This window comes from Streptomyces sp. NPDC048277 (assembly GCF_040652235.1).
Lineage (GTDB): Bacteria > Actinomycetota > Actinomycetes > Streptomycetales > Streptomycetaceae > Streptomyces.
The window spans coordinates 79080-98736 of record NZ_JBEZLQ010000016.1 but is presented as its reverse complement, the minus strand read 5'-3'; the positions used below and the strand labels follow the sequence as shown (position 1 = coordinate 98736).

Here is a 19657-nt window from a genome sequence, read left to right as displayed (position 1 = left end):
GCCGCTCGTATCCTGGCGTGTATCCGAACCCCAGGGACGCGCCCTTCCGCGAGCCGGTGTGCGCGTCCGCGTCAGAGAGGCCCCCCGTTGGAGCAGCACCGCAGTCCCCGGCAGATCCCGGTCGTCGTACTCGCCGGATTCCTGGGCTCCGGGAAGACCACGCTCCTCAACCACCTGCTGCACCGCAGCGGCGGCAGCCGGATCGGGGCGATCGTCAACGACTTCGGCGCCATCGAGATCGACGCCATGGCCGTGGCCGGCGCCCTCGGGGACTCGACCGTCTCGCTCGGCAACGGCTGCCTGTGCTGCGCCGTGGACGCCAGTGAACTGGACCTGTACCTGGAGCGGCTCGCGAACCCCGCCACCGGCATCGATGTCATCGTCGTCGAGGCCAGCGGTCTCGCCGAACCCGAGGAACTCGTCCGGATGCTGCTCGCCAGCGAGCATCCCGGGATCGTCTACGGCGGTCTCGTCGAGGTCGTGGACGCCGCCGAGTTCGACGACACGCGCGCGAAGCACCCCGAGATCGACCGGCACCTCGCCCTCGCGGACCTCGTCGTCGTGAACAAACTGGACCGGGCCGAGCAGGGCGGCGAGCGCGTCCTGGGCCTCGTACGGTCGCTCACGGACCCGGCCGCGGCCGTCGTACCGGCCACCTACGGCCGTATCGACCCCGAATTCCTGTTCGACTGCCGGCCCGGCGAGGAGCGCATCGGGCAGCTGTCCTTCGACGACCTGCACGACCATGGCGCCGGCGGCGAGCACGAGGGGCATCTGCACACCGCCTACGACAGTCTGTCCTTCGTCTCCGAGCAGCCCCTCGATCCCCGTCGGCTCATGACCTTCCTCGACAGCCGGCCCGAGGGGCTCTACCGGATCAAGGGGTACGTCGACTTCGGGCCCCACGACACCGGGAACCGGTACGGCGTCCATGCCGTCGGGCGGTTTCTGCGCTTCTACCCGGAGCCCTGGGGGCCGGGCGCGGAGCGGCTCACCCAGCTCGTGCTCATCGGGTCCGGCATCGACGCGCCCGCGCTCCGCAAGGAGTTGGAGGCGTGCACGAACGACGCCCCACACGCCGACGAGCACGGCATGTGGGGCGTCCTGCGGTACGTACAGAGCGACGACTACGACGAGGCCGAGGCCGAGGCCTAGACCGGGCCCGCCACCACCGACACCGTCTTCGGCAGCGACACACCGGAGCCGTCCCGGCGCGGGTCGAGCTCCGGGAGTTCGGCCGGGGTGCCGTTCTTCTGGGCCGCCTTCGCCGGGACCGGGCCCGCCCAGGCGAAGGCCAGGCAGTCCTCGCCCTTCAGGAAGCGCTGGCAGCGGACACCGCCGGTGGCGCGGCCCTTGCGCGGGTACTGGTCGAACTGGGTCAGCTTGGCCGTCGTCTGCACGGAGTCGTCGAGCGTGCCGCGCGAGCCGGCCACCGTGAAGACCACCGCGTCGGCCGCCGGGTCCACCGCCGTGAACGAGATGACCTTCGCGCCCTCGATGAGCTTGATGCCCGCCATACCGCCCGCCGGGCGGCCCTGCGGACGCACCTGGGAGGCCTGGTAGCGCAGCAGCTGCGCGTCGTCGGTGATGAAGACCAGGTCCTCCTCGCCGGTGCGCAGTTCCATCGCGCCGACGATCCGGTCGCCCTCCTTGAGGGTGATGACCTCCAACTCGTCCTTGTTGGACGGGTAGTCGGGCACCACGCGCTTGACCACGCCCTGCTCGGTGCCGAGGGCCAGACCCGGCGAGGACTCGTCCAGCGTGATCAGGCAGACCACCGACTCGCCGTCCTCCAGGGAGAGGAACTCGGACAGGGGCGCGCCGCCCGCCAGGTTCGGCGCGGTCGCCGTGTCCGGGAGCTGCGGCAGGTCGACCACGTTGATCCGGAGCAGTCGGCCCGTCGAGGTCACCGCGCCGATCTCGCCGCGCGCGGTCGCCGGGACCGCCGAGACGATCACGTCGTGCTTGGCGCGCCTGCCGTCGGTGTCCGCCTGGAACGGCTCGCCGTTCATCGTGCGCGCCAGCAGGCCCGTCGAGGACAGCAGCACCCGGCACGGGTCGTCGGCCACCTGGAGATCCACCATGGCCGCCGGGGCGCCCGAGGCCTCCAGCAGGACCGTGCGCCGCTCGGTGCCGAACTTCTTGGCCACCGCCGCCAGTTCGGCCGAGACCAGCTTGCGGAGCTCCGCGTCCGACTCCAGGATCCGGGTCAGCTCGGCGATCTCCGCGGTGAGCCTCTCCTTCTCCGACTCCAGCTCGATGCGGTCGTACTTGGTGAGGCGGCGGAGGGGGGTGTCCAGGATGTACTGGGTCTGGATCTCCGACAGCGAGAAGCGCTCCATCAGGCGCTGCTTGGCGTCCGCGCTGTTCTCGCTGGAGCGGATCAGCCGGATGACCTCGTCGATGTCGACCAGGGCGGTGAGCAGGCCCTCGACCAGGTGGAGGCGGTCGCGGCGCTTGGTGCGGCGGAACTCGCTGCGCCGGCGGACCACCTCGAAGCGGTGGTCGAGGTAGACCTCCAGCAGCTCCTTGAGGCCCAGCGTGAGCGGCTGGCCGTCCACCAGGGCCACGTTGTTGATGCCGAAGGACTCCTCCATCGGCGTCAGCTTGTAGAGCTGCTCCAGGACCGCCTCCGGCACGAAGCCGTTCTTGATCTCGACGACCAGACGCAGCCCGTGCTCGCGGTCGGTGAGGTCCTTGACATCGGCGATGCCCTGCAGCTTCTTGGCGTTGACCAGGTCCTTGATCTTGCCGATGACCTTCTCGGGGCCGACCGTGAAGGGCAGTTCGGTGATGACCAGGCCCTTGCGGCGGGCGGTCACCGTCTCCACCGCCACCGTGGCCCGGATCTTGAAGGTGCCGCGGCCCGTCTCGTACGCGTCCCGGACGCCCTCCAGGCCGACGATCCGGCCGCCGGTGGGCAGATCGGGGCCCGGCACGTGCTTCATCAGCGTGTCCAGGTCCGCGTTCGGGTAGCGGATCAGGTGGCGGGCGGCCGAGATCACCTCGCCGAGGTTGTGCGGCGGCATGTTCGTCGCCATGCCGACCGCGATGCCCGAGGAGCCGTTCACCAGCAGGTTGGGGAACGCGGCGGGCAGGGCCACCGGCTCCTGCTCCTGGCCGTCGTAGTTGGGCGCGAAGTCGACCGTGTCCTCGTCGATCGACTCGGTCATCAGGCTGGTCGCCTCGGCCATCCGGCACTCGGTGTACCGCATGGCGGCCGGCGGGTCGTCGTTGCCCAGCGAACCGAAGTTGCCGTGGCCGTCGACCAGCGGGACACGCATCGAGAACGGCTGCGCCATGCGCACCAGCGCGTCGTAGATCGACGAGTCGCCGTGCGGGTGCAGCTTGCCCATCACCTCGCCGACCACGCGCGCGCACTTCACATAACCGCGCTCGGGGCGCAGCCCCATCTCGTTCATCTGGTAGACGATCCGGCGGTGCACCGGCTTGAGACCGTCGCGGGCGTCCGGCAGGGCGCGCGAGTAGATGACGGAGTACGCGTACTCGAGGTAGGAGCCGCGCATCTCGTCCACGACGTCGATGTCGAGGATTCTCTCCTCGAACGAGTCGTCGGGCGGCGGGGTCTTCGTGCTGCGGCGGGCCATCGCTGCCGGCTCCTTGCTCATGCGTGAACGGATCTGACGCGGACCATTGTGGACCGCGGTACTGACAACCCGGGCCAGGCCCCGGTCTCCGCGGCCCGCCCCGGTGCCTCGGAGGCGTTCGGAAGCGGGTGGGACGCAGGCTACGCGATCCGCTCTGGGCGTACGTCGTGCGGGAACTTCGCCGGGTCCCCGCACGCTTGCATACAGTGGCAGGACCGGCAGAAGAACCGCGGTTCGAGACCGCTTCCGCGAGCGAAGGGACGTACATGCCCATGGGTCACACGACCACGGCCGAGGCAGGCTCCGGAGGCCTGACAGCGACCGAGCACCGCTTGGCCAACGGTCTGCGCGTGGTGCTCTCCGAGGACCACCTGACCCCGGTCGCGGCGGTCTGTCTCTGGTACGACGTCGGTTCCCGGCACGAAGTCAAGGGCCGTACCGGCCTGGCTCACCTTTTCGAGCACCTGATGTTCCAGGGCTCCGCCCAGGTGAAGGGCAACGGCCACTTCGAGCTCGTCCAGGGCGCGGGCGGCTCGCTCAACGGCACCACGAGCTTCGAGCGCACCAACTACTTCGAGACCATGCCCGCCCACCAGCTGGAGCTCGCCCTCTGGCTGGAGGCCGACCGCATGGGCTCCCTGCTCGCAGCCCTGGACGACGAGTCGATGGAGAACCAGCGCGACGTCGTCAAGAACGAGCGCCGCCAGCGCTACGACAACGTGCCCTACGGCACGGCCTTCGAGAAGCTGACCGCCCTCGCCTACCCGGAGGGCCACCCCTACCACCACACGCCGATCGGCTCGATGGCCGACCTGGACGCGGCCACCCTGGAGGACGCCCGCGCGTTCTTCCGGACCTACTACGCGCCCAACAACGCCGTCCTGTCGATCGTCGGCGACATCGACCCGCAGCAGACGCTGGCCTGGGTCGAGAAGTACTTCGGCTCCATCCCGGCGCACGACGGCAAGCCCACCCCGCGCGACGGCTCGCTGCCCGAGACCATGGGCGAGCAGCTGCGCGAGGTCGTGGTGGAAGAGGTCCCCGCGCGGGCGCTGATGGCCGCCTACCGGCTTCCCGAGGACGGCACGCGCGCGTCCGACGCGGCCGACCTGGCCCTCACCGTGCTCGGCGGCGGCGAGTCCTCCCGCCTCTACAACCGCCTCGTACGGCGCGACCGTACGGCCGTCGCGGCCGGGTTCGGCCTGCTGCGGCTCGCCGGGGCGCCCTCCCTGGGCTGGCTGGACGTGAAGACCTCCGGTGACGTCGAGGTGCCGGTCATCGAGACCGCCATCGACGAGGAGCTCGCCCGGTTCGCCGCGGAGGGTCCCACGCCCGAGGAGATGGAGCGCGCCCAGGCCCAGTTGGAGCGCGAGTGGCTGGACCGGCTGGGCACCGTCTCGGGCCGCGCGGACGAACTGTGCCGCTTCGCCGTCCTGTTCGGTGACCCGCAGCTCGCCCTGACCGCCGTCCAGCGCGTCCTGACGGTCACCCCGGAGGAGGTCCAGGAGGTCGCCAAGGCCCGACTGCGCCCCGACAACCGCGCGGTGCTCGTCTACGAGCCGCTGTCCGCGGAGTCCGCGGAGCACACCCAGGAGGCGGGGCGCGGTGAGGACCCGGAACAGGAAGCGACCGTAGAGGCCGGCAACGAGAACGAGGAGACGGCCAAGTGACCGAACTCGCCACCATGGACTTCCATCCGCAGCCGCAGCCGGGCGACGCCAGGCCCTGGGCCTTCCCGGCCCCCGAGCGCGGCACGCTGGACAACGGCCTGACCGTGCTGCGCTGCCACCGCCCCGGCCAGCAGGTCGTCGCCGTGGAGGTGCTCCTGGACGCACCCCTGGACGCCGAACCGGCGGGCCTCGACGGCGTCGCCACCATCATGGCGCGCGCCTTCTCCGAGGGCACCGACAAGCACTCCGCCGAGGAGTTCGCCGCCGAGCTGGAGCGGGCCGGCGCCACCCTCGACGCGCACGCCGACCACCCCGGTGTCCGCATCAGCCTGGAGGTCCCGGCCTCCCGCCTCGCCAAGGGCCTCGGACTGCTGTCCGACGCCCTCAGGGCGCCCGCGTTCGCCGACAGCGAGGTCGAGCGGCTGGTCCGCAACCGCCTCGACGAGATCCCGCACGAGCTGGCCAACCCCAGCCGCCGGGCCGCCAAGGAGCTCTACAGGCAGCTGTTCCCGGCGACCGTGCGGATGTCCCGGCCGCGCCAGGGCACCGAGGACACGGTCGAGAAGATCGACGCGGCCGCCGTACGCGCCTTCTACGACCGGCACGTACGCCCGGCCACGGGCACCGCGGTCGTCGTCGGCGACCTGACCGGCATCGACCTGGACGAACTGCTCGGCGAGACCCTGGGCGCCTGGAGCGGCTCCACCGCGCAGCCCCGGCCGGTCCCGCCGGTCAGCGCCGACGACACCGGCCGTGTCGTCATCGTGGACCGTCCCGGAGCCGTCCAGACGCAGCTCCTCATCGGCCGCGTCGGCCCAGACCGGCACGACCGCGTCTGGCCGGCCCAGGTGCTCGGCACCTACTGCCTGGGCGGCACCCTCACCTCCCGCCTGGACAGGGTCCTGCGCGAGGAGAAGGGCTACACCTACGGCGTCCGCTCCTTCGGGCAGGTCCTGCGGTCCGCCCCCGACGGCACCGGCGCCTCGATGCTCGCCATCAGCGGTTCCGTGGACACCCCGAACACCGGCCCCGCCCTGCTGGACCTGTGGACGGTGCTGCGCACGCTCGCCGCCGAGGGCCTCACGGACGCCGAGCGCGATGTCGCCGTGCAGAACCTCGTCGGCGTGGCGCCGCTCAAGTACGAGACGGCGGCGGCCGTCGCCGGCACCCTGGCCGACCAGGTCGAGCAGCACCTGCCCGACGACTTCCAGGCCACGCTCTACCGGCAACTCGCCAATACGGGCACGGTGGAGGCCACCGCGGCGGTCGTGAACGCCTTCCCGGTGGACCGCCTGGTGACCGTCCTCGTCGGTGACGCGGCGCAGATCAAGGAGCCCGTCGAGGCCCTCGGGATCGGCGAAGTCACGGTCGTCGCGGCGGAGTAGCCCCCTGTAGGTACACGCGGCTCCACGCGCGTGTGCGGAGCCCTGGTGGCCGTCGGCCACCAGGGCTCTCGAATGTCCGAATTGGGGCGGAGGTTGCCTTTCTGCCCTGTGGGATGCGCTACAAAAACCGCGATCCGTTTGGGCATTGAAAGCACGCCCTCGTAGGTTCTCCCAGGCTGTCCGTCAGGCAGTGCGCCGCGCCCGCGGCACCGGACAGCCATCGCCGAGTCCCCGTACGGCGCGAGCCAGGGGAGCCGGGGACCCATCGCAGTCCCTGGGGTGAATCGGGCGCCCGCGCGTGTCGCGAGGGGGCCTGTAGGAGACCTTCCTGCTCCGAACCCGTCAGCTAACCCGGTAGGCGAGAGGGAAGGAAAGGACCAGCCTCTACATGGCGTTCATGTGCGCCTCCGGGAAGCACCGTCGTCCCGGCCGGGTGAAGCGCACCACCGCGCAGGCCGCCGGTATCGCGGCCCTCACCACCACCGGTGTCATCGGCACCGTCTCCGCCGCTCCGGCACTCGCCGCCGAGAACTCCGTGGAGCAGACCGGTCTCACCCCGGTCATCACGGTCAGCGACACGGTCGCCGAGCAGATCGACGCCCAGGCCGCGGCCCAGCAGGCCGCCGCCGAGCGCAAGGCGGCCGAGGAGGCCGCCCGCAAGAAGGCCGCGGCAGCGGTCGCGAAGGAGCGCGAGGCCAAGGCACGCGCCGCCCGTGAGGCCGAGCGCAAGCGTCTCAACGCCTTCGTGGCGCCGATCTCCGACTCGTACGTCTCCACCGGCTACAAGACCGGCGGCTCCCTGTGGTCCTCCGGCACCCACACCGGCATCGACTTCCACGCCGCCAGCGGCACGGTCGTACACGCCGTCGGCACCGGCACGGTCGTCTCCACCGGCTGGGGCGGGGCGTACGGCAACGAGATCGTCATCAAGATGGCCGACGGCATGTACACCCAGTACGGCCACCTGTCGTCCATCGGCGTCTCGGTGGGCCAGAAGGTCACCCCGGGCCAGCAGATCGGCCTCTCCGGCGCGACCGGCAACACGACCGGCCCGCACCTCCACTTCGAGGCCCGGACCACGGCGGAGTACGGCTCCGACGTCGACCCGGTCGCCTACCTCCGCAAGCACGGCGTGAACGTCTGACGCGGATGGTGTGAGCACCGCGAGATCCTTCGAAGCCCCGGCCTCCGAGCCGGGGCTTTCGCCGTTTTCGTGCCCCCGGTGTCCAAAATATATCCCTGGATTCCGGCCCGCCGTCGGAAATTCCCGCCCATTGCAATAGAGTCACGGAACGGGACGCCACTGGGCGGCGTTTCACGGGGATTAAGGCGGAGGTCGGACATGCGTATTCCGGCGCACTCGGTATGCACGGCGATCCGGGACGACATCGTCGCGGGTGTCTACGAGCGCGGCAGCCGGCTCACCGAGGAACTCCTGGCCCGCCGCTACGGCGTCTCGCGCGTCCCCGTCCGCGAGGCCCTGCGCACCCTGGAGGCCGAGGGGTTCGTGGTGACGCGTCGGCACGCGGGCGCGTGCGTCGCCGAGCCGACCGAGCAGGAGGCCGCCGACCTGCTGGAGATGCGGATGCTCCTGGAGCCGCTCGGCGCCGCCCGGGCCGCCCAGCGCCGCACCGAGGCCCACCTCAAGGTGCTGCGCGGGCTCGTCCGGCTGGGCCAGGAACGGGCCAGGAGGGGCAACAGCGAGGATCTGCGCTCGCTGGGCGGCTGGTTCCACGAGACGCTCGCCCAGGCCTCCGGCAGCCATGCCCTGACCTCGACGCTCACCCAGCTGCGGCACAAGATCGCCTGGATGTACACCGTCGAGGCGCCCGCCAGTCCCGTGGACTCCTGGGCCGAGCACGGCGCCATCGTGGACGCGGTCACGCGCGGCGACGGCGAGCGCGCGCGGGCGATCACCGCGCTGCACACCGAGCGCTCGACGGCCGTGCACCGGCTGCGCTTCTCCGGCGGTACGGACCGGGCGAACGGTGTGAGGACTTCGCAACACCCCGTAAACATGTCGGGCCTGCGGCATTAACACGCGCGCCGTATACAAAGAGGTGTTATTCGGTGGAGCGGTATTTCTGCTGCCCGAATTCACGCGCGCCGGGAATTGGCGGTTGCGCGTCCGGGGTGTGCCCGCCGCAAACGCGTTGCAAAGGCGGGCGGCGGGTCTTCGCGGAGTCGGATGCGGGGATTTCGTGCGGTCTGGTGCGCGGCTGCGGTAAAGCCATGGGTGGCCGTCGGAAAAACGCGGCACGCGCGTCGGCCCGGAGAGTCCCGGAAGCCGATGGCCGACGGCCGATGCGGGAAACGGCGAGGCCGCGCCGACCCCCGGAGGGGTGACGCGGCCTCGGTCGTGCGGGCGCCGGTGCGCTCAGACGGTCTCGGGGAGTTCCTCGAGACCCTCGGCGACGAGCTTGGCCAGGCGGTCGAGGGCAGCGTCCGCGCCCTCGGCGTCGGAGGCGAGGACGATCTCCTCGCCGCCCTGGGCGCCCAGACCCAGGACAGCCAGCATGGAAGCCGCGTTGACGGGGTTGCCCCCGGCCTTGGCGATCGTCACCGGGACGCCTGCGGCCGTGGCGGCTCGGACGAAGATGGAAGCGGGGCGGGCGTGGAGGCCCTCGGCCCAGCCGACGTTGACGCGGCGCTCAGCCATGTGATGCTGCCCTTCGGTTTTCAGGGTTGTCTAGACCAGTTTCCCATATCGTGAAGCATCCCCGGAGCGGACATGGGTCCCCTCCGGGTGTGTTGCCGGGCCGCGGCCTCGGTCCGGCTTCCGTCCTCCACAGACTGCCTCGCGCCGTTGTCGTACGCGAGCCGTACTCTGGGGCCCATGCAGACCCCGGCGGACCCGCAGGACCGGCACGAGTACCCGTCCCACTGGGAGGCGGACGTGGTACTGCGCGACGGCGGCACCGCGCGCGTCCGGCCCATCACCGTCGACGACGCCGACCGCCTGGTCAGCTTCTACGAGCAGGTCTCGGACGAGTCGAAGTACTACCGCTTCTTCGCGCCGTACCCCAGGCTCTCCGCCAAGGACGTCCACCGCTTCACGCACCACGACTTTGTGGACAGGGTGGGACTCGCGGCCACCATCGGCGGCGAGTTCATCGCAACCGTACGCTATGACCGCATTGGCACCGACGGCATGCCCGCCTCCGCGCCCGCCGACGAGGCCGAGGTCGCCTTCCTCGTCCAGGACGCCCATCAGGGCCGGGGCGTCGCCTCCGCCCTCCTGGAGCACATCGCGGCCGTCGCGCGCGAGCGCGGGATCCGCCGCTTCGCCGCCGAGGTGCTGCCCGCGAACAGCAAGATGATCAAGGTCTTCATGGACGCCGGCTACACCCAGCAGCGCAGCTTCGAGGACGGCGTCGTCCGCCTGGAGTTCGACCTGGAGCCCACGGACCGCTCCCTCGCGGTCCAGCGCGCGCGGGAGCAGCGCGCGGAGGCCCGTTCGGTACGACGGCTGCTGACGCCCGGATCCGTGGCCGTGATCGGCGTCGGCCGCGCGCCCGGCGGGGTCGGCCGCAGCGTCCTCGGCAACCTCCGGGACGCCGGATTCACCGGCCGGCTGTACGCCGTGAACCAGGCCTTCGGGGAGGACCTCAAGGAGGTCGACGGGGTGCCGGCGCACCGCTCCGTGCGGGACATCGGCGGGCCGGTCGACCTCGCCGTGGTCGCCGTCCCCGCCGAACACGTCCCCGCGGTCGTGACCGACTGCGGCGAGCACGGTGTCCAGGGGCTGGTCGTCCTCGCCTCCGGGTACGCGGAGAGCGGCCCTGACGGCCGCGAACGCCAGCGCGAGCTCGTCCGGCACGCGCGCACGTACGGCATGCGGATCATCGGGCCGAACGCCTTCGGGATCATCAACACCGCGGCCGGCGTCCGGCTGAACGCGTCCCTCGCGCCGGAGATGCCCCGCCCCGGCCGCATCGGTCTGTTCGCCCAGTCCGGCGCCATCGGGATCGCCCTGCTGTCCCGGCTGCACCGGCGGGGCGGGGGAGTCACGGGGGTCACGGGGGTGTCGACCTTCGTGTCGTCCGGCAACCGCGCGGACGTGTCCGGCAACGACGTCCTCCAGTACTGGTACGACGACCCCGAGACGGACGTCGTCCTCATGTACCTGGAGTCCATCGGCAACCCGCGCAAGTTCACGCGCCTCGCGCGGCGGACGGCGGCGGCCAAGCCCCTGGTCGTGGTGCAGGGCGCGGGATCGGCGCCGCAGGGGCACGCGGTACGGGCGACGCGGCTGCCGCACGCCACGGTGTCCGCGCTGCTGCGGCAGGCCGGGGTGATCCGCGTCGACACGATCACCGAGCTGGTCGACGCGGGGCTGCTGCTCGCGCGGCAGCCGCTGCCGGCGGGGCCGCGTGTGGCGATCCTCGGGAACTCGGAGTCGCTGGGGCTGCTGACGTACGACCGGTGCCTCGCGGAGGGCCTGCGGCCCTCGCCGCCGCTGGATCTGACGACGGGGGCGACGGCGGACGAGTTCCACGGGGCGCTCGCGGCGGCGCTGGCGGACGATTCCTACGACGCGGTGATCGTGACGGCCATACCGGCGATCGGGGAGGGGTCGGTCGGGGACGCGGAGCTGGCGGAGGCGCTGCGGTCGGCGGCGGAGGGCGTTCCGGGCAAACCGGTTCTTGTGGTGCACGTGGAGCTCGGGGGGCTTGCGGAAGCGTTGTCGGCCGCGGGCCGTACCGCACCTTCGGCGAGTGCCATGGCACCCGGCGCCGGTGGCGGTGCCCACCCTCCCCCACTCTCGGCTTCGCTCGAGCGGGGGGACCCCCATCGCCCTGCGGAACGCCTGCCCACCGCGGTGGCGGGGCAGCCGACGCCCACTGCGGTGGCCGGACAGTCGACGCCGACCGCGGTCGGTCATTCGTACTCTCGCCTCATCCCCGCCTACCCCGCCGCCGAGCGTGCCGTGCGTGCCCTTGCCGAAGCCGTGAAGTATGCGCAGTGGCGGCGGGAGGCCGCCGAGCCCGGGAAGGTGCCCGAGTACGAGGACATCGACGAGAAGGGGGCCGCCGAGCTGATCGGCGGGCTGCTGGCGCGGGGGGAGGGGCTCACCATCGGCGTCGAGGAGACCTGCGCGCTGCTCGGCAAGTACGGCATGGACGTGCACCGCGCGCTGCCCGCCCCCACCCCCGACGTTGCCGTCGCCGCCGCCCGTGATCTCGGCTACCCCGTCGCCCTCAAGGCCACCGCCCCGCACCTGCGCCACCGCGCCGACCTGGGCGGCGTACGCCTCGACCTGGCCGACGAGGAGCAACTGCGCCGGGCGTACGCCGAGTTGACCGAACTGTTCGGGCCGCCGGAGGAGCTGCGCCCCGTGGTGCAGCGGATGGCACCCCGGGGCGTCGACACCGTCGTACGGGCCGTGATCGACCCGGCGGCCGGCGCGGTGCTGTCGTTCGGGCTGGCCGGGGCCGCCTCCCAGCTGCTCGGAGACATGGCCCACCGGCTGGTTCCGGTCACCGACCGGGACGCGACCTCGCTGCTGCGGTCGATCCGCACCGCGCCCCTGCTGTTCGGCTGGCGCGGCGCCGCCCCCGTCGACACGCCCGCTCTGGAGGAGCTGCTGCTGCGCGTCTCCCGGCTGGTCGACGACCATCCCGAGGTGGTCGCGGTCACTCTGGAACCGGTCGTGGTCGCCCGGAAGGGCGTGAGCGTCCTCGGCGCCACCGTCCGGCTCGCGCCACCGCCGGCCCGCGACGACCTGGGCCCCCGGACCCTGCCCGCGTACTGAGACGAAGGCCCGCTCCGGGCGACGGCGTTCGAGGCGGGGGCCCGGGACTGGCCCGGGTCCCCCTGCCCACGGATTAGGATGGACGCCATGGCCAAGACCAGTACGACGACCCAGGGGCTGCGCGTCGCGATCGAGCGCAGCGGCTACTACCCGGCCCTCGTGGCCGAGGCGGTGGAGGCTGCCGTAGGCGGTGAGCCGATCCGGTCGTACCTGGTCCACCAGGAGACGACGTTCGACCAGAACGAGGTGCGGCGGCATGTGACCGTGCTCGTCCTCACCGGCAACCGTTTCATCGTCAGCCACACCGACGAGCAGGCCGCCGACAGCACCTCCCCGACGCCGTACGCCACCACCTCGACGGAGTCGGTCAAGATCGGCCGGATCTCGTCGGTCGTGGTCAGCCGGGTCGTCGCCAACCCGGAGCAGTACACGCCGGGCACCCTGCCCCGCGAGATCGTGCTGACCATCGGCTGGGGTGCCGTCTCCCGGATCGACCTGGAGCCCGCCGCCTGCGGCGACCCCAACTGCGAGGCCGACCACGGCTACACGGGCAGCTCGACGGCCGACGACCTCAGCCTGCGCGTCAGCGAGGCGGGGGACGGCCCGGAGACGGTGCGCCAGGCGCTCGCCTTCGCGCAGGCCATCTCCGAGGCGACCGCGGACGTCGCACGCTGATGGCGTACGTCGCCTGGGACCATCCGGAACCCCTCGACCTCGGTACCGTGCCGCTGCCCGAGTACGGCAGCGGCTCCCTCGCCGACCTGCTGCCCACCCTGGCCGCCGGCATGGCCGTGCCCGGAATGACCGCGTCGATCACGGAACTGACGGCCGCCGATCGCAACTGCGTCTTCCTGATCGACGGGCTGGGCTGGGAGCAGATCAAGGCCCACCCCGACGAGGCGCCCTTCCTGACCTCGCTGCTCGGCAGCTCGCGCGGCGGCACGGGACGGCCGATCACCGCCGGCTACCCGGCGACCACGGCGACCTCCCTCGCCTCCGTCGGCACCGGACTGCCGCCCGGCGCGCACGGCCTGCCCGGCTACACGGTCCGCAACCCGGCCACCCGGGAGCTGATGAACCAGCTGCGCTGGCAGCCGTGGACCGACCCGGCCGCCTGGCAGCCGTACCCCACCGTCTTCCAGCTCGCCCAGGACGCCGGGGTGCACTCCGCCCAGGTGTCCTCCCCGCACTTCGAGCACACCCCGCTCACCAAGGTCGCGCTCAGCGGCGGAACGTTCCACGGGCGGCTGACCGGCGAGGAGCGCATGGACCTCGCGGCGGAGCAACTCGCCGCCGCCGACCGCTCCCTGGTGTACACGTACTACGCCGAGCTGGACGGCGCCGGGCACCGCTACGGCGTGGACTCCGACACCTGGCGCGGCCAGCTCATGCACGTCGACCGGCTCGTCCAGCGGCTCGCCGAGCAGCTCCCGCCGCGCAGCGCGCTCTACGTCACCGCCGACCACGGCATGGTCGACGTGCCGTTCGACGAGCAGCACCGCATCGACTTCGACGAGGACTGGGAGCTGCGGGCCGGGGTCGCGCTGCTCGGCGGCGAAGGGCGCGCCCGGCATGTCTACGCGCTGCCGGGCGCCGAGAACGACGTGCTGACCTGCTGGCGCGAGGTGCTCGGCGAGCAGTTCTGGGTGGCCTCGCGGGACGAGGCGATCACGGCCGGCTGGTTCGGCCCGCCGGACCGGTTCGACGAGCGGGTGTACGAACGGATCGGCGACGTGGTCGCGGCCGCGCACGACGATGTGCTGATCATCGCCTCCGAGCGGGAGCCCAAGGAGTCGGCGATGGTCGGCAACCACGGCTCGATGACCCCCGCCGAGCAACTCGTCCCCCTGCTCGAAGTACGCTCCTGACGCCCCTGACCCCGACTCGCCGAAAGGTGCTCAACCCCCCATGCCCGAGCTGGTGTTCTTCTCCGGAACGATGGACTGCGGGAAGTCGACCCTGGCTCTGCAGATCGAGCACAACCGGTCGGCCCGCGGTCTCGTCGGCATGATCTTCAGCCGGGACGACCGCGCGGGCCACGGCAAGCTGTCCTCCCGCCTCGGCCTGGTCACCGACGCCGTGGAGGTCGAGGACGAGCAGGACCTGTACGCCTACCTGGTCGACCACCTCTCCCAGGGCGGCCGCGCCGACTACGTCATCGCCGACGAGGCGCAGTTCCTGGCACCGGAACAGATCGACCAGCTCGCCCGCGCGGTCGACGACCTCGGCGTGGACGTCTATGCCTTCGGTATCACCACCGACTTCCGCTCCAAGCTCTTCCCCGGCTCCCAGCGGCTCGTGGAACTGGCCGACCGGGTCGAGGTCCTCCAGGTCGAGGCCCTGTGCTGGTGCGGGGCCCGCGCCACCCACAACGCCCGCACCGTCGACGGCGCGATGGTCGTCGAGGGCGCCCAGGTGGTCGTCGGGGACGTCAACGGCTCGGCCGGCAAAGTCGGTTACGAGGTCCTCTGCCGCCGCCACTTCCGCAAGCGCATGACGAGTGCGACGGCACGGGCGGCGGCCCTGTCGCCCGACGTGCTGCCGGTCACCTAGGGGCTCGTCAACCACCCTTCTGTTCCCTGGATTTAACCAAGAAAACCTTGGCGATCGGTAATCTACACGCGTAACTTGAGCGGACTCCCCCCACACGACCGGTTCAAGCGCCGTCGGTCGGCGGCGTGTTGAAGCATCCGACGTCCGAGGAGACCGCAAGCGTGTCCAGACCCGCAGGCAGCAGATCCCGCGTGCGCCGTGCCGCCTACCCGCTCATCTCCGTGAGCGTGGCGAGCGCGTTCGCGATGACCGCCCTTCCCGCCGCCTATGCGACCCCGTCCGCCACGGCCGTGATCTCCGAGGTGTACGGCGGCGGTGGCAACTCCGGTGCGACCCTGACCCGGGACTTCGTGGAGCTCGGCAACGCCGGGTCCGCGGCCTACGGCCTGGCCGGCTACAGCGTGCAGTACCTGCCCGGTTCGCCGTCCTCGTCCTCCCAGTGGCAGGTGACCCAGCTGACCGGCTCGATCGCCCCCGGCGGCCGCTTCCTGGTCGCCGAGGCGCAGGGCACCGGCGGCACCACGGCCCTGCCGACCGCGGACGCGACCGGCACGATCGCGATGAGCGCGACCACCGGCACGATCGCCCTCGTCTCCGGCACCACCGCACTGACCTGCAAGACGGCCGCCGACTGCGCGGCCGACAGCCGTATCGTCGACCTCGTCGGCTACGGCACCGCGATCGTCCGCGAGGGCAGCGGTCCGGTCGCCGGCGCCTCCAACACCGCGTCCGTCTCACGGGCCGACACCCTCGCCGACACCGACGACAACACCGCGGACCTCACCGCCGGTACGCCCTCGCCGGTCAACTCGGCCGGGCAGACGCCGGGTTCGGGCGGTGGGGACGGCGGCGGCGACGGCGACCCGACCCAGCCGGGCACCGTCCGCGTCCACGACATCCAGGGCACCACCCGCCTCTCCCCGCTCGCCGGGCAGACCGTCGCCAAGGTGCCGGGCATCGTCACCGGCGTGCGTACCTCCGGCTCGAAGGGCTACTGGATCCAGGACCCGACGCCCGACGCCGACCCGCGCACCAGCGAGGGCGTCTTCGTCTACACCGGCTCGGCCGTCCCCACCGTCGCGGTCGGCGACTCGGTGCTGGTCGGCGGCAAGGTCAGCGAGTACTACCCGAGCAGCACCAGCCAGTCGGTCACCGAGATCGGCAGCCCGACCGCGACCGTGCTCTCCAGCGGCAACGCGCTGCCCGCGGCCGTCACCCTGGACGCGGCCTCCGTACCGGACGCGTACATCCCCACCGCCGGCGGCGCGAGCATCGAGTCGCTCGCGCTCCAGCCGACCGTCTACGCCCAGGACTTCTACGAGTCCCTGGAGGGCATGCGGACGACGTTCGCCGACGCGCGCGTGGTCGGCGCCTCCGACGCGTACGGCGAGCTGTGGGTGACCGTCAAGCCCGACGAGAACCCGACCCCGCGCGGCGGCACCCTCTACTCCTCCTACGACCAGCCCAACACCGGCCGTGTCGAGGTGATGTCCCTCGACACCACCACCGCCTTCCCGGCGGCCGACGTCGGCGACGAACTGTCCGGCGCGACCACCGGACCGCTCGACTACTCCACGTACGGCGGCTACAACGTCCAGGCCACCCAGCTCGGCACCCTGGTCGACAACGGCCTGAAGCGGGAGGTGACCCGCCGCCAGAAGGGCGACGAGCTGGCGGTCGCCACCTACAACGTGGAGAACCTGGACGCGCTGGACGACCAGGAGAAGTTCGACCGGCTCGCCGAGGGCGTCGCGGTCAACCTCAACTCGCCCGACGTCGTGGCCCTGGAGGAGATCCAGGACGACAACGGCGCGACGGACGACGGCACCGTCACCGCCGAGGCGACCCTGAAGCGGTTCACGGACGCCATCCGCGCGGCCGGCGGCCCGCGTTACTCCTGGCGCTACATCTCGCCCGAGAACGACCAGGACGGCGGCGAGCCCGGCGGCAACATCCGCCAGGTCTTCCTCTTCAACCCCAAGCGGGTCTCCTTCACCGACCGGCCCGGCGGCGACGCGACCACGGGCACCAGCGTGGTCAGGACCCGCAAGGGCGCGCAGCTGACGTACTCCCCGGGCCGGATCGACCCGACGAGCGACGCCTGGGACAGCAGCCGCAAGCCGCTGGTGGGCGAGTTCGTCTTCCACGGCCAGACCGTCTTCGTCGTCGCCAACCACTTCAACTCCAAGGGCGGCGACCAGCCCCTGCACGGCCGCTACCAGCCGCCGGCCCGCAGCTCGGAGACCCAGCGCGCGGCCCAGGCCGCCGAGGTCAACACCTTCGTCAAGTCCCTGCTCGCGGCGGACAAGGACGCCAAGGCCGTGGTGCTCGGCGACCTGAACGACTACGAGTTCTCGCGGACGCTGACCACCCTCACCGACGGCGGCGTCCTGACCCCGCTGATCACCACCCTGCCGGCCGACCAGCGCTACACCTACGTGTACGACGGCAACTCGCAGACCCTGGACCACATCCTGACGAGCCCTGCGGTGACCCGCTTCGACTACGACGTGGTGCACATCAACGCCGAGTTCGCCGACCAGGCCAGCGACCACGACCCGCAGATCGTACGGATCGACGTCAGCAAGTGCCGTAACCACTGACCGGCGCCGCTTCCGCGTGGGACCGCGCCGTCCCACGCGGAACCCGGCGACGGCCTACCGATGGCACGGACTACCGAGGGCTCTGGATCACCGAGAAGACCGCGCCCTCCGGGTCGGCCACCGTCGCGACCCGCCCGTGCGCGCTGTCCCGGGCCGGCTTCAGCACCTGCCCGCCGAGCCCGGCGACCTCGCGCAGGGTCGCGTCCGCGTCGGCCACCTCGAAGTACGTCAGCCAGTGCGGCCCCCGGTTCCGGGGCAGCGACAGACCGACGCCGTGCAGGCCGGCCACCGGGTGGCCCTCGACGTGCAGGGTCACGTAGTCGAAGTCGGCGGAGACCTCCGGCTCCTCCTCGTAACCGAACACCGTTTCGTAGAACTTGGCGACGGTGGCGGTCTCGAAGGTCACCAGCTCGTTCCAGGCGGGGGAGCCGGGGACGCCGGAGACGGCCGTGCCGAGGTGGGCCGGGGCCTGCCAGATGCCGAACACCGCGCCCGAGGGGTCGGAGCCGATGGCGAGCCGCCCGGCCTCGGCCGCGTCCAGCGGGCCGACCCCCACCGTGCCGCCGCAGTGCCGGGCCGTCTCGGCGGTCAGGTCCACGTCGTCCGAGGCGAAGTACGGCGTCCAGGCGATCGGCAGATGCCGGTCGGGCGGCAGCTGCCCGATCCCCGCGACCTCCCGCCCGTCGAGCAGCGCCCGGACATAGGGGCCGAGCTGCGGGGGCCCGGGCTCGAACTCCCAGCCGAACAACGATCCGTAGAACTCCTCGGTCGCGGTCAAGCCGTGCACCATCAGACTCACCCAGCAGGGGGTGCCGGGCGCGTACCGAGCGTGCGTGCCGCCGTTCGCGCCCGCCGATCCCCGTACCTCGGTCATCGTCACTCTCTCCTCGGCCCCTCGCGGTGGCCGCGTCGCTTCCGCTCCCCGGACCGGTCGTGCCGCAGCCGCGGGCACACCCGGTGCCGGTTCCCGCACCCTCCGTGGCGTCCCGTGTCCACGACCGTGCGGGCGGCTTCGCCGCGAGGATGCCTGGTCTGCCGCTTCTCGCCCGTTTCCGGTCGATTGCCGTCGGGTGTCCATCAGCTGTACAGCATGTGCCCGATCCCGTACGCCCGGTGATCGAGGCTGTCCGGGCGAGCAGAGTAGTCGTACCTGGACGATGCGGCCACCCCTGGCGTAAGGATGGGGCCATGGAAGCCATCATCACCGCAAGCGAACTCGCCGACGACCTGGCCGGGCCGAACCCGCCCGTCCTGCTGGACGTCCGCTGGCAGCTGACCCCGCCCGGCACGCCGGCCTTCGACGGCAGGGCCGCGTACACGGCCGGGCATCTGCCGGGCGCCGTCTTCGTGGACCTGGACGCGGAACTGGCCTCGGCGCCCGGCGGGAACGGCCGCCATCCGCTGCCCGACCTGGCCGTCTTCGGCGCGGCCATGCGCCGCGCGGGCGTGTCGGCGGGCCGGCCGGTCGTCGTCTACGACGGCGGACAGGGCTGGGCGGCCGCGCGTGCCTGGTGGCTGCTGCGCTGGACGGGTCACCCGGACGTGCGGGTCCTCGACGGCGGGTTGCCGTCCTGGGAGGGCGCTCTTTCGGCTGACGGGATCGAGACGGCCGAGGGTGACTTCGAACCGGCGCCGGGCGCGGTGAAGTTGCTCGACGCCGACGGGGCGGCCGCGCTGGCTCGCTCGGGCGTGCTGCTCGACGCCCGCGCGGGGGAACGGTACCGGGGCGACGTGGAGCCGATCGACCGGGTCGGCGGCCACATCCCGGGTGCCGTGTCGGCGCCGACCACGGAGAACGTCGGCGCGGACGGCCGCTTCCTGCCCGCCGCCGAACTCCACGGCCGATTCAAGGGGCTGGGCGCCTCGGAGGGGGCCGAGGTCGGTGTCTACTGCGGCTCCGGCGTCTCGGGCGCCCACGAGGTCCTGGCGCTGGCCGTCGCGGGCATCCCGGCAGCGCTGTACGTCGGTTCGTGGTCGGAGTGGTCGTCCGACCCGTCCCGCCCGGTCGCGGTCGGGACGGACCCGCAGTAACCGCAAGCCGAAGAGGGGTGCACGCACGCGTGCACCCCTCTTCGTACAGCCG

14 protein-coding genes and 1 riboswitch are annotated in these 19657 nt (G+C 72.0%); of the genes, 11 read left to right on the top strand and 3 right to left on the bottom strand.

Annotated features, from left to right (window positions below; translation table 11 throughout):
• Positions 1–87 precede the first annotated feature (87 nt).
• On the top strand, positions 88–1155 hold the full coding sequence (locus AB0D85_RS31155) for a GTP-binding protein (protein WP_362327513.1): 1068 nt from the start codon (positions 88–90) through the stop codon (positions 1153–1155).
• On the opposite strand, the gene AB0D85_RS31150 is transcribed toward AB0D85_RS31155, so the two are convergent.
• Positions 1152–3608 (bottom strand): DNA topoisomerase IV subunit A, encoded by a 2457-nt coding sequence (locus AB0D85_RS31150; protein ID WP_362327868.1) that lies wholly within the window; start codon positions 3606–3608, stop codon positions 1152–1154. The genes AB0D85_RS31155 and AB0D85_RS31150 overlap by 4 nt on opposite strands.
• A 266-nt stretch (positions 3609–3874) precedes the next feature.
• On the opposite strand from AB0D85_RS31150, the gene AB0D85_RS31145 reads away from it, so the two are divergent.
• The 4 genes from AB0D85_RS31145 to AB0D85_RS31130 all read left to right on the top strand — a co-directional run bounded on the left by AB0D85_RS31145 (position 3875) and on the right by AB0D85_RS31130 (position 8701).
• A complete protein-coding gene (locus AB0D85_RS31145) occupies positions 3875–5278 on the top strand; it encodes a pitrilysin family protein (protein ID WP_362327510.1) in 1404 nt (467 codons plus the stop codon).
• Positions 5275–6663 carry a pitrilysin family protein gene (locus AB0D85_RS31140; RefSeq protein ID WP_362327506.1) on the top strand — a complete coding sequence of 463 codons (1389 nt, stop codon included), beginning with the start codon at positions 5275–5277 and terminating at the stop codon, positions 6661–6663. The genes AB0D85_RS31145 and AB0D85_RS31140 overlap by 4 nt, the downstream gene beginning before the upstream one ends.
• A 211-nt stretch (positions 6664–6874) precedes the next feature.
• Positions 6875–7039: riboswitch (cyclic di-AMP (ydaO/yuaA leader) on the top strand.
• A gap of 12 nt (positions 7040–7051) precedes the next feature.
• Positions 7052–7807 (top strand): M23 family metallopeptidase, encoded by a 756-nt coding sequence (locus AB0D85_RS31135; RefSeq protein WP_362327503.1) that lies wholly within the window; start codon positions 7052–7054, stop codon positions 7805–7807.
• Between the two features lie 198 nt (positions 7808–8005).
• Positions 8006–8701, top strand: coding sequence for a GntR family transcriptional regulator (locus AB0D85_RS31130; RefSeq protein ID WP_362327500.1), 696 nt, complete (start codon positions 8006–8008; stop codon positions 8699–8701).
• A 339-nt stretch (positions 8702–9040) separates the two neighbouring features.
• Here the strand turns inward: AB0D85_RS31130 and AB0D85_RS31125 are convergent, their stop codons facing one another.
• Positions 9041–9322 (bottom strand): HPr family phosphocarrier protein, encoded by a 282-nt coding sequence (locus tag AB0D85_RS31125; RefSeq protein WP_030563197.1) that lies wholly within the window; start codon positions 9320–9322, stop codon positions 9041–9043.
• A gap of 177 nt (positions 9323–9499) precedes the next feature.
• Between AB0D85_RS31125 and AB0D85_RS31120 the strand changes: the two genes are divergently transcribed.
• The 5 genes from AB0D85_RS31120 (at position 9500) to AB0D85_RS31100 (ending at position 17574) form a co-directional block, all read left to right on the top strand.
• Complete coding sequence (locus tag AB0D85_RS31120) at positions 9500–12418, top strand: GNAT family N-acetyltransferase (RefSeq protein ID WP_362327495.1); 2919 nt, start codon at positions 9500–9502, stop codon at positions 12416–12418.
• A gap of 87 nt (positions 12419–12505) precedes the next feature.
• Positions 12506–13093, top strand: a complete 588-nt coding sequence (locus AB0D85_RS31115; RefSeq protein WP_362327492.1) for a DUF5998 family protein — start codon at positions 12506–12508, stop codon at positions 13091–13093.
• Positions 13093–14286 carry a nucleotide pyrophosphatase/phosphodiesterase family protein gene (locus AB0D85_RS31110; RefSeq protein WP_362327488.1) on the top strand — a complete coding sequence of 398 codons (1194 nt, stop codon included), beginning with the start codon at positions 13093–13095 and terminating at the stop codon, positions 14284–14286. The genes AB0D85_RS31115 and AB0D85_RS31110 overlap by 1 nt, the downstream gene beginning before the upstream one ends.
• A gap of 40 nt (positions 14287–14326) precedes the next feature.
• A complete protein-coding gene (locus tag AB0D85_RS31105) occupies positions 14327–14971 on the top strand; it encodes a thymidine kinase (RefSeq protein ID WP_362327485.1) in 645 nt (214 codons plus the stop codon).
• A 245-nt stretch (positions 14972–15216) separates the two neighbouring features.
• Positions 15217–17574: an endonuclease/exonuclease/phosphatase family protein gene (locus AB0D85_RS31100; protein WP_362327865.1), complete on the top strand. Its 2358-nt coding sequence runs from the start codon at positions 15217–15219 to the stop codon at positions 17572–17574.
• A gap of 70 nt (positions 17575–17644) precedes the next feature.
• Here AB0D85_RS31100 and AB0D85_RS31095 read toward each other — a convergent pair whose 3' ends face one another.
• On the bottom strand, positions 17645–18448 hold the full coding sequence (locus AB0D85_RS31095; RefSeq protein ID WP_362327482.1) for a VOC family protein: 804 nt from the start codon (positions 18446–18448) through the stop codon (positions 17645–17647).
• Between the two features lie 314 nt (positions 18449–18762).
• Here AB0D85_RS31095 and AB0D85_RS31090 point away from each other — a divergent pair, with 314 nt between their 5' ends.
• Positions 18763–19605: a sulfurtransferase gene (locus AB0D85_RS31090; protein WP_362327479.1), complete on the top strand. Its 843-nt coding sequence runs from the start codon at positions 18763–18765 to the stop codon at positions 19603–19605.
• Positions 19606–19657 lie beyond the last annotated feature (52 nt).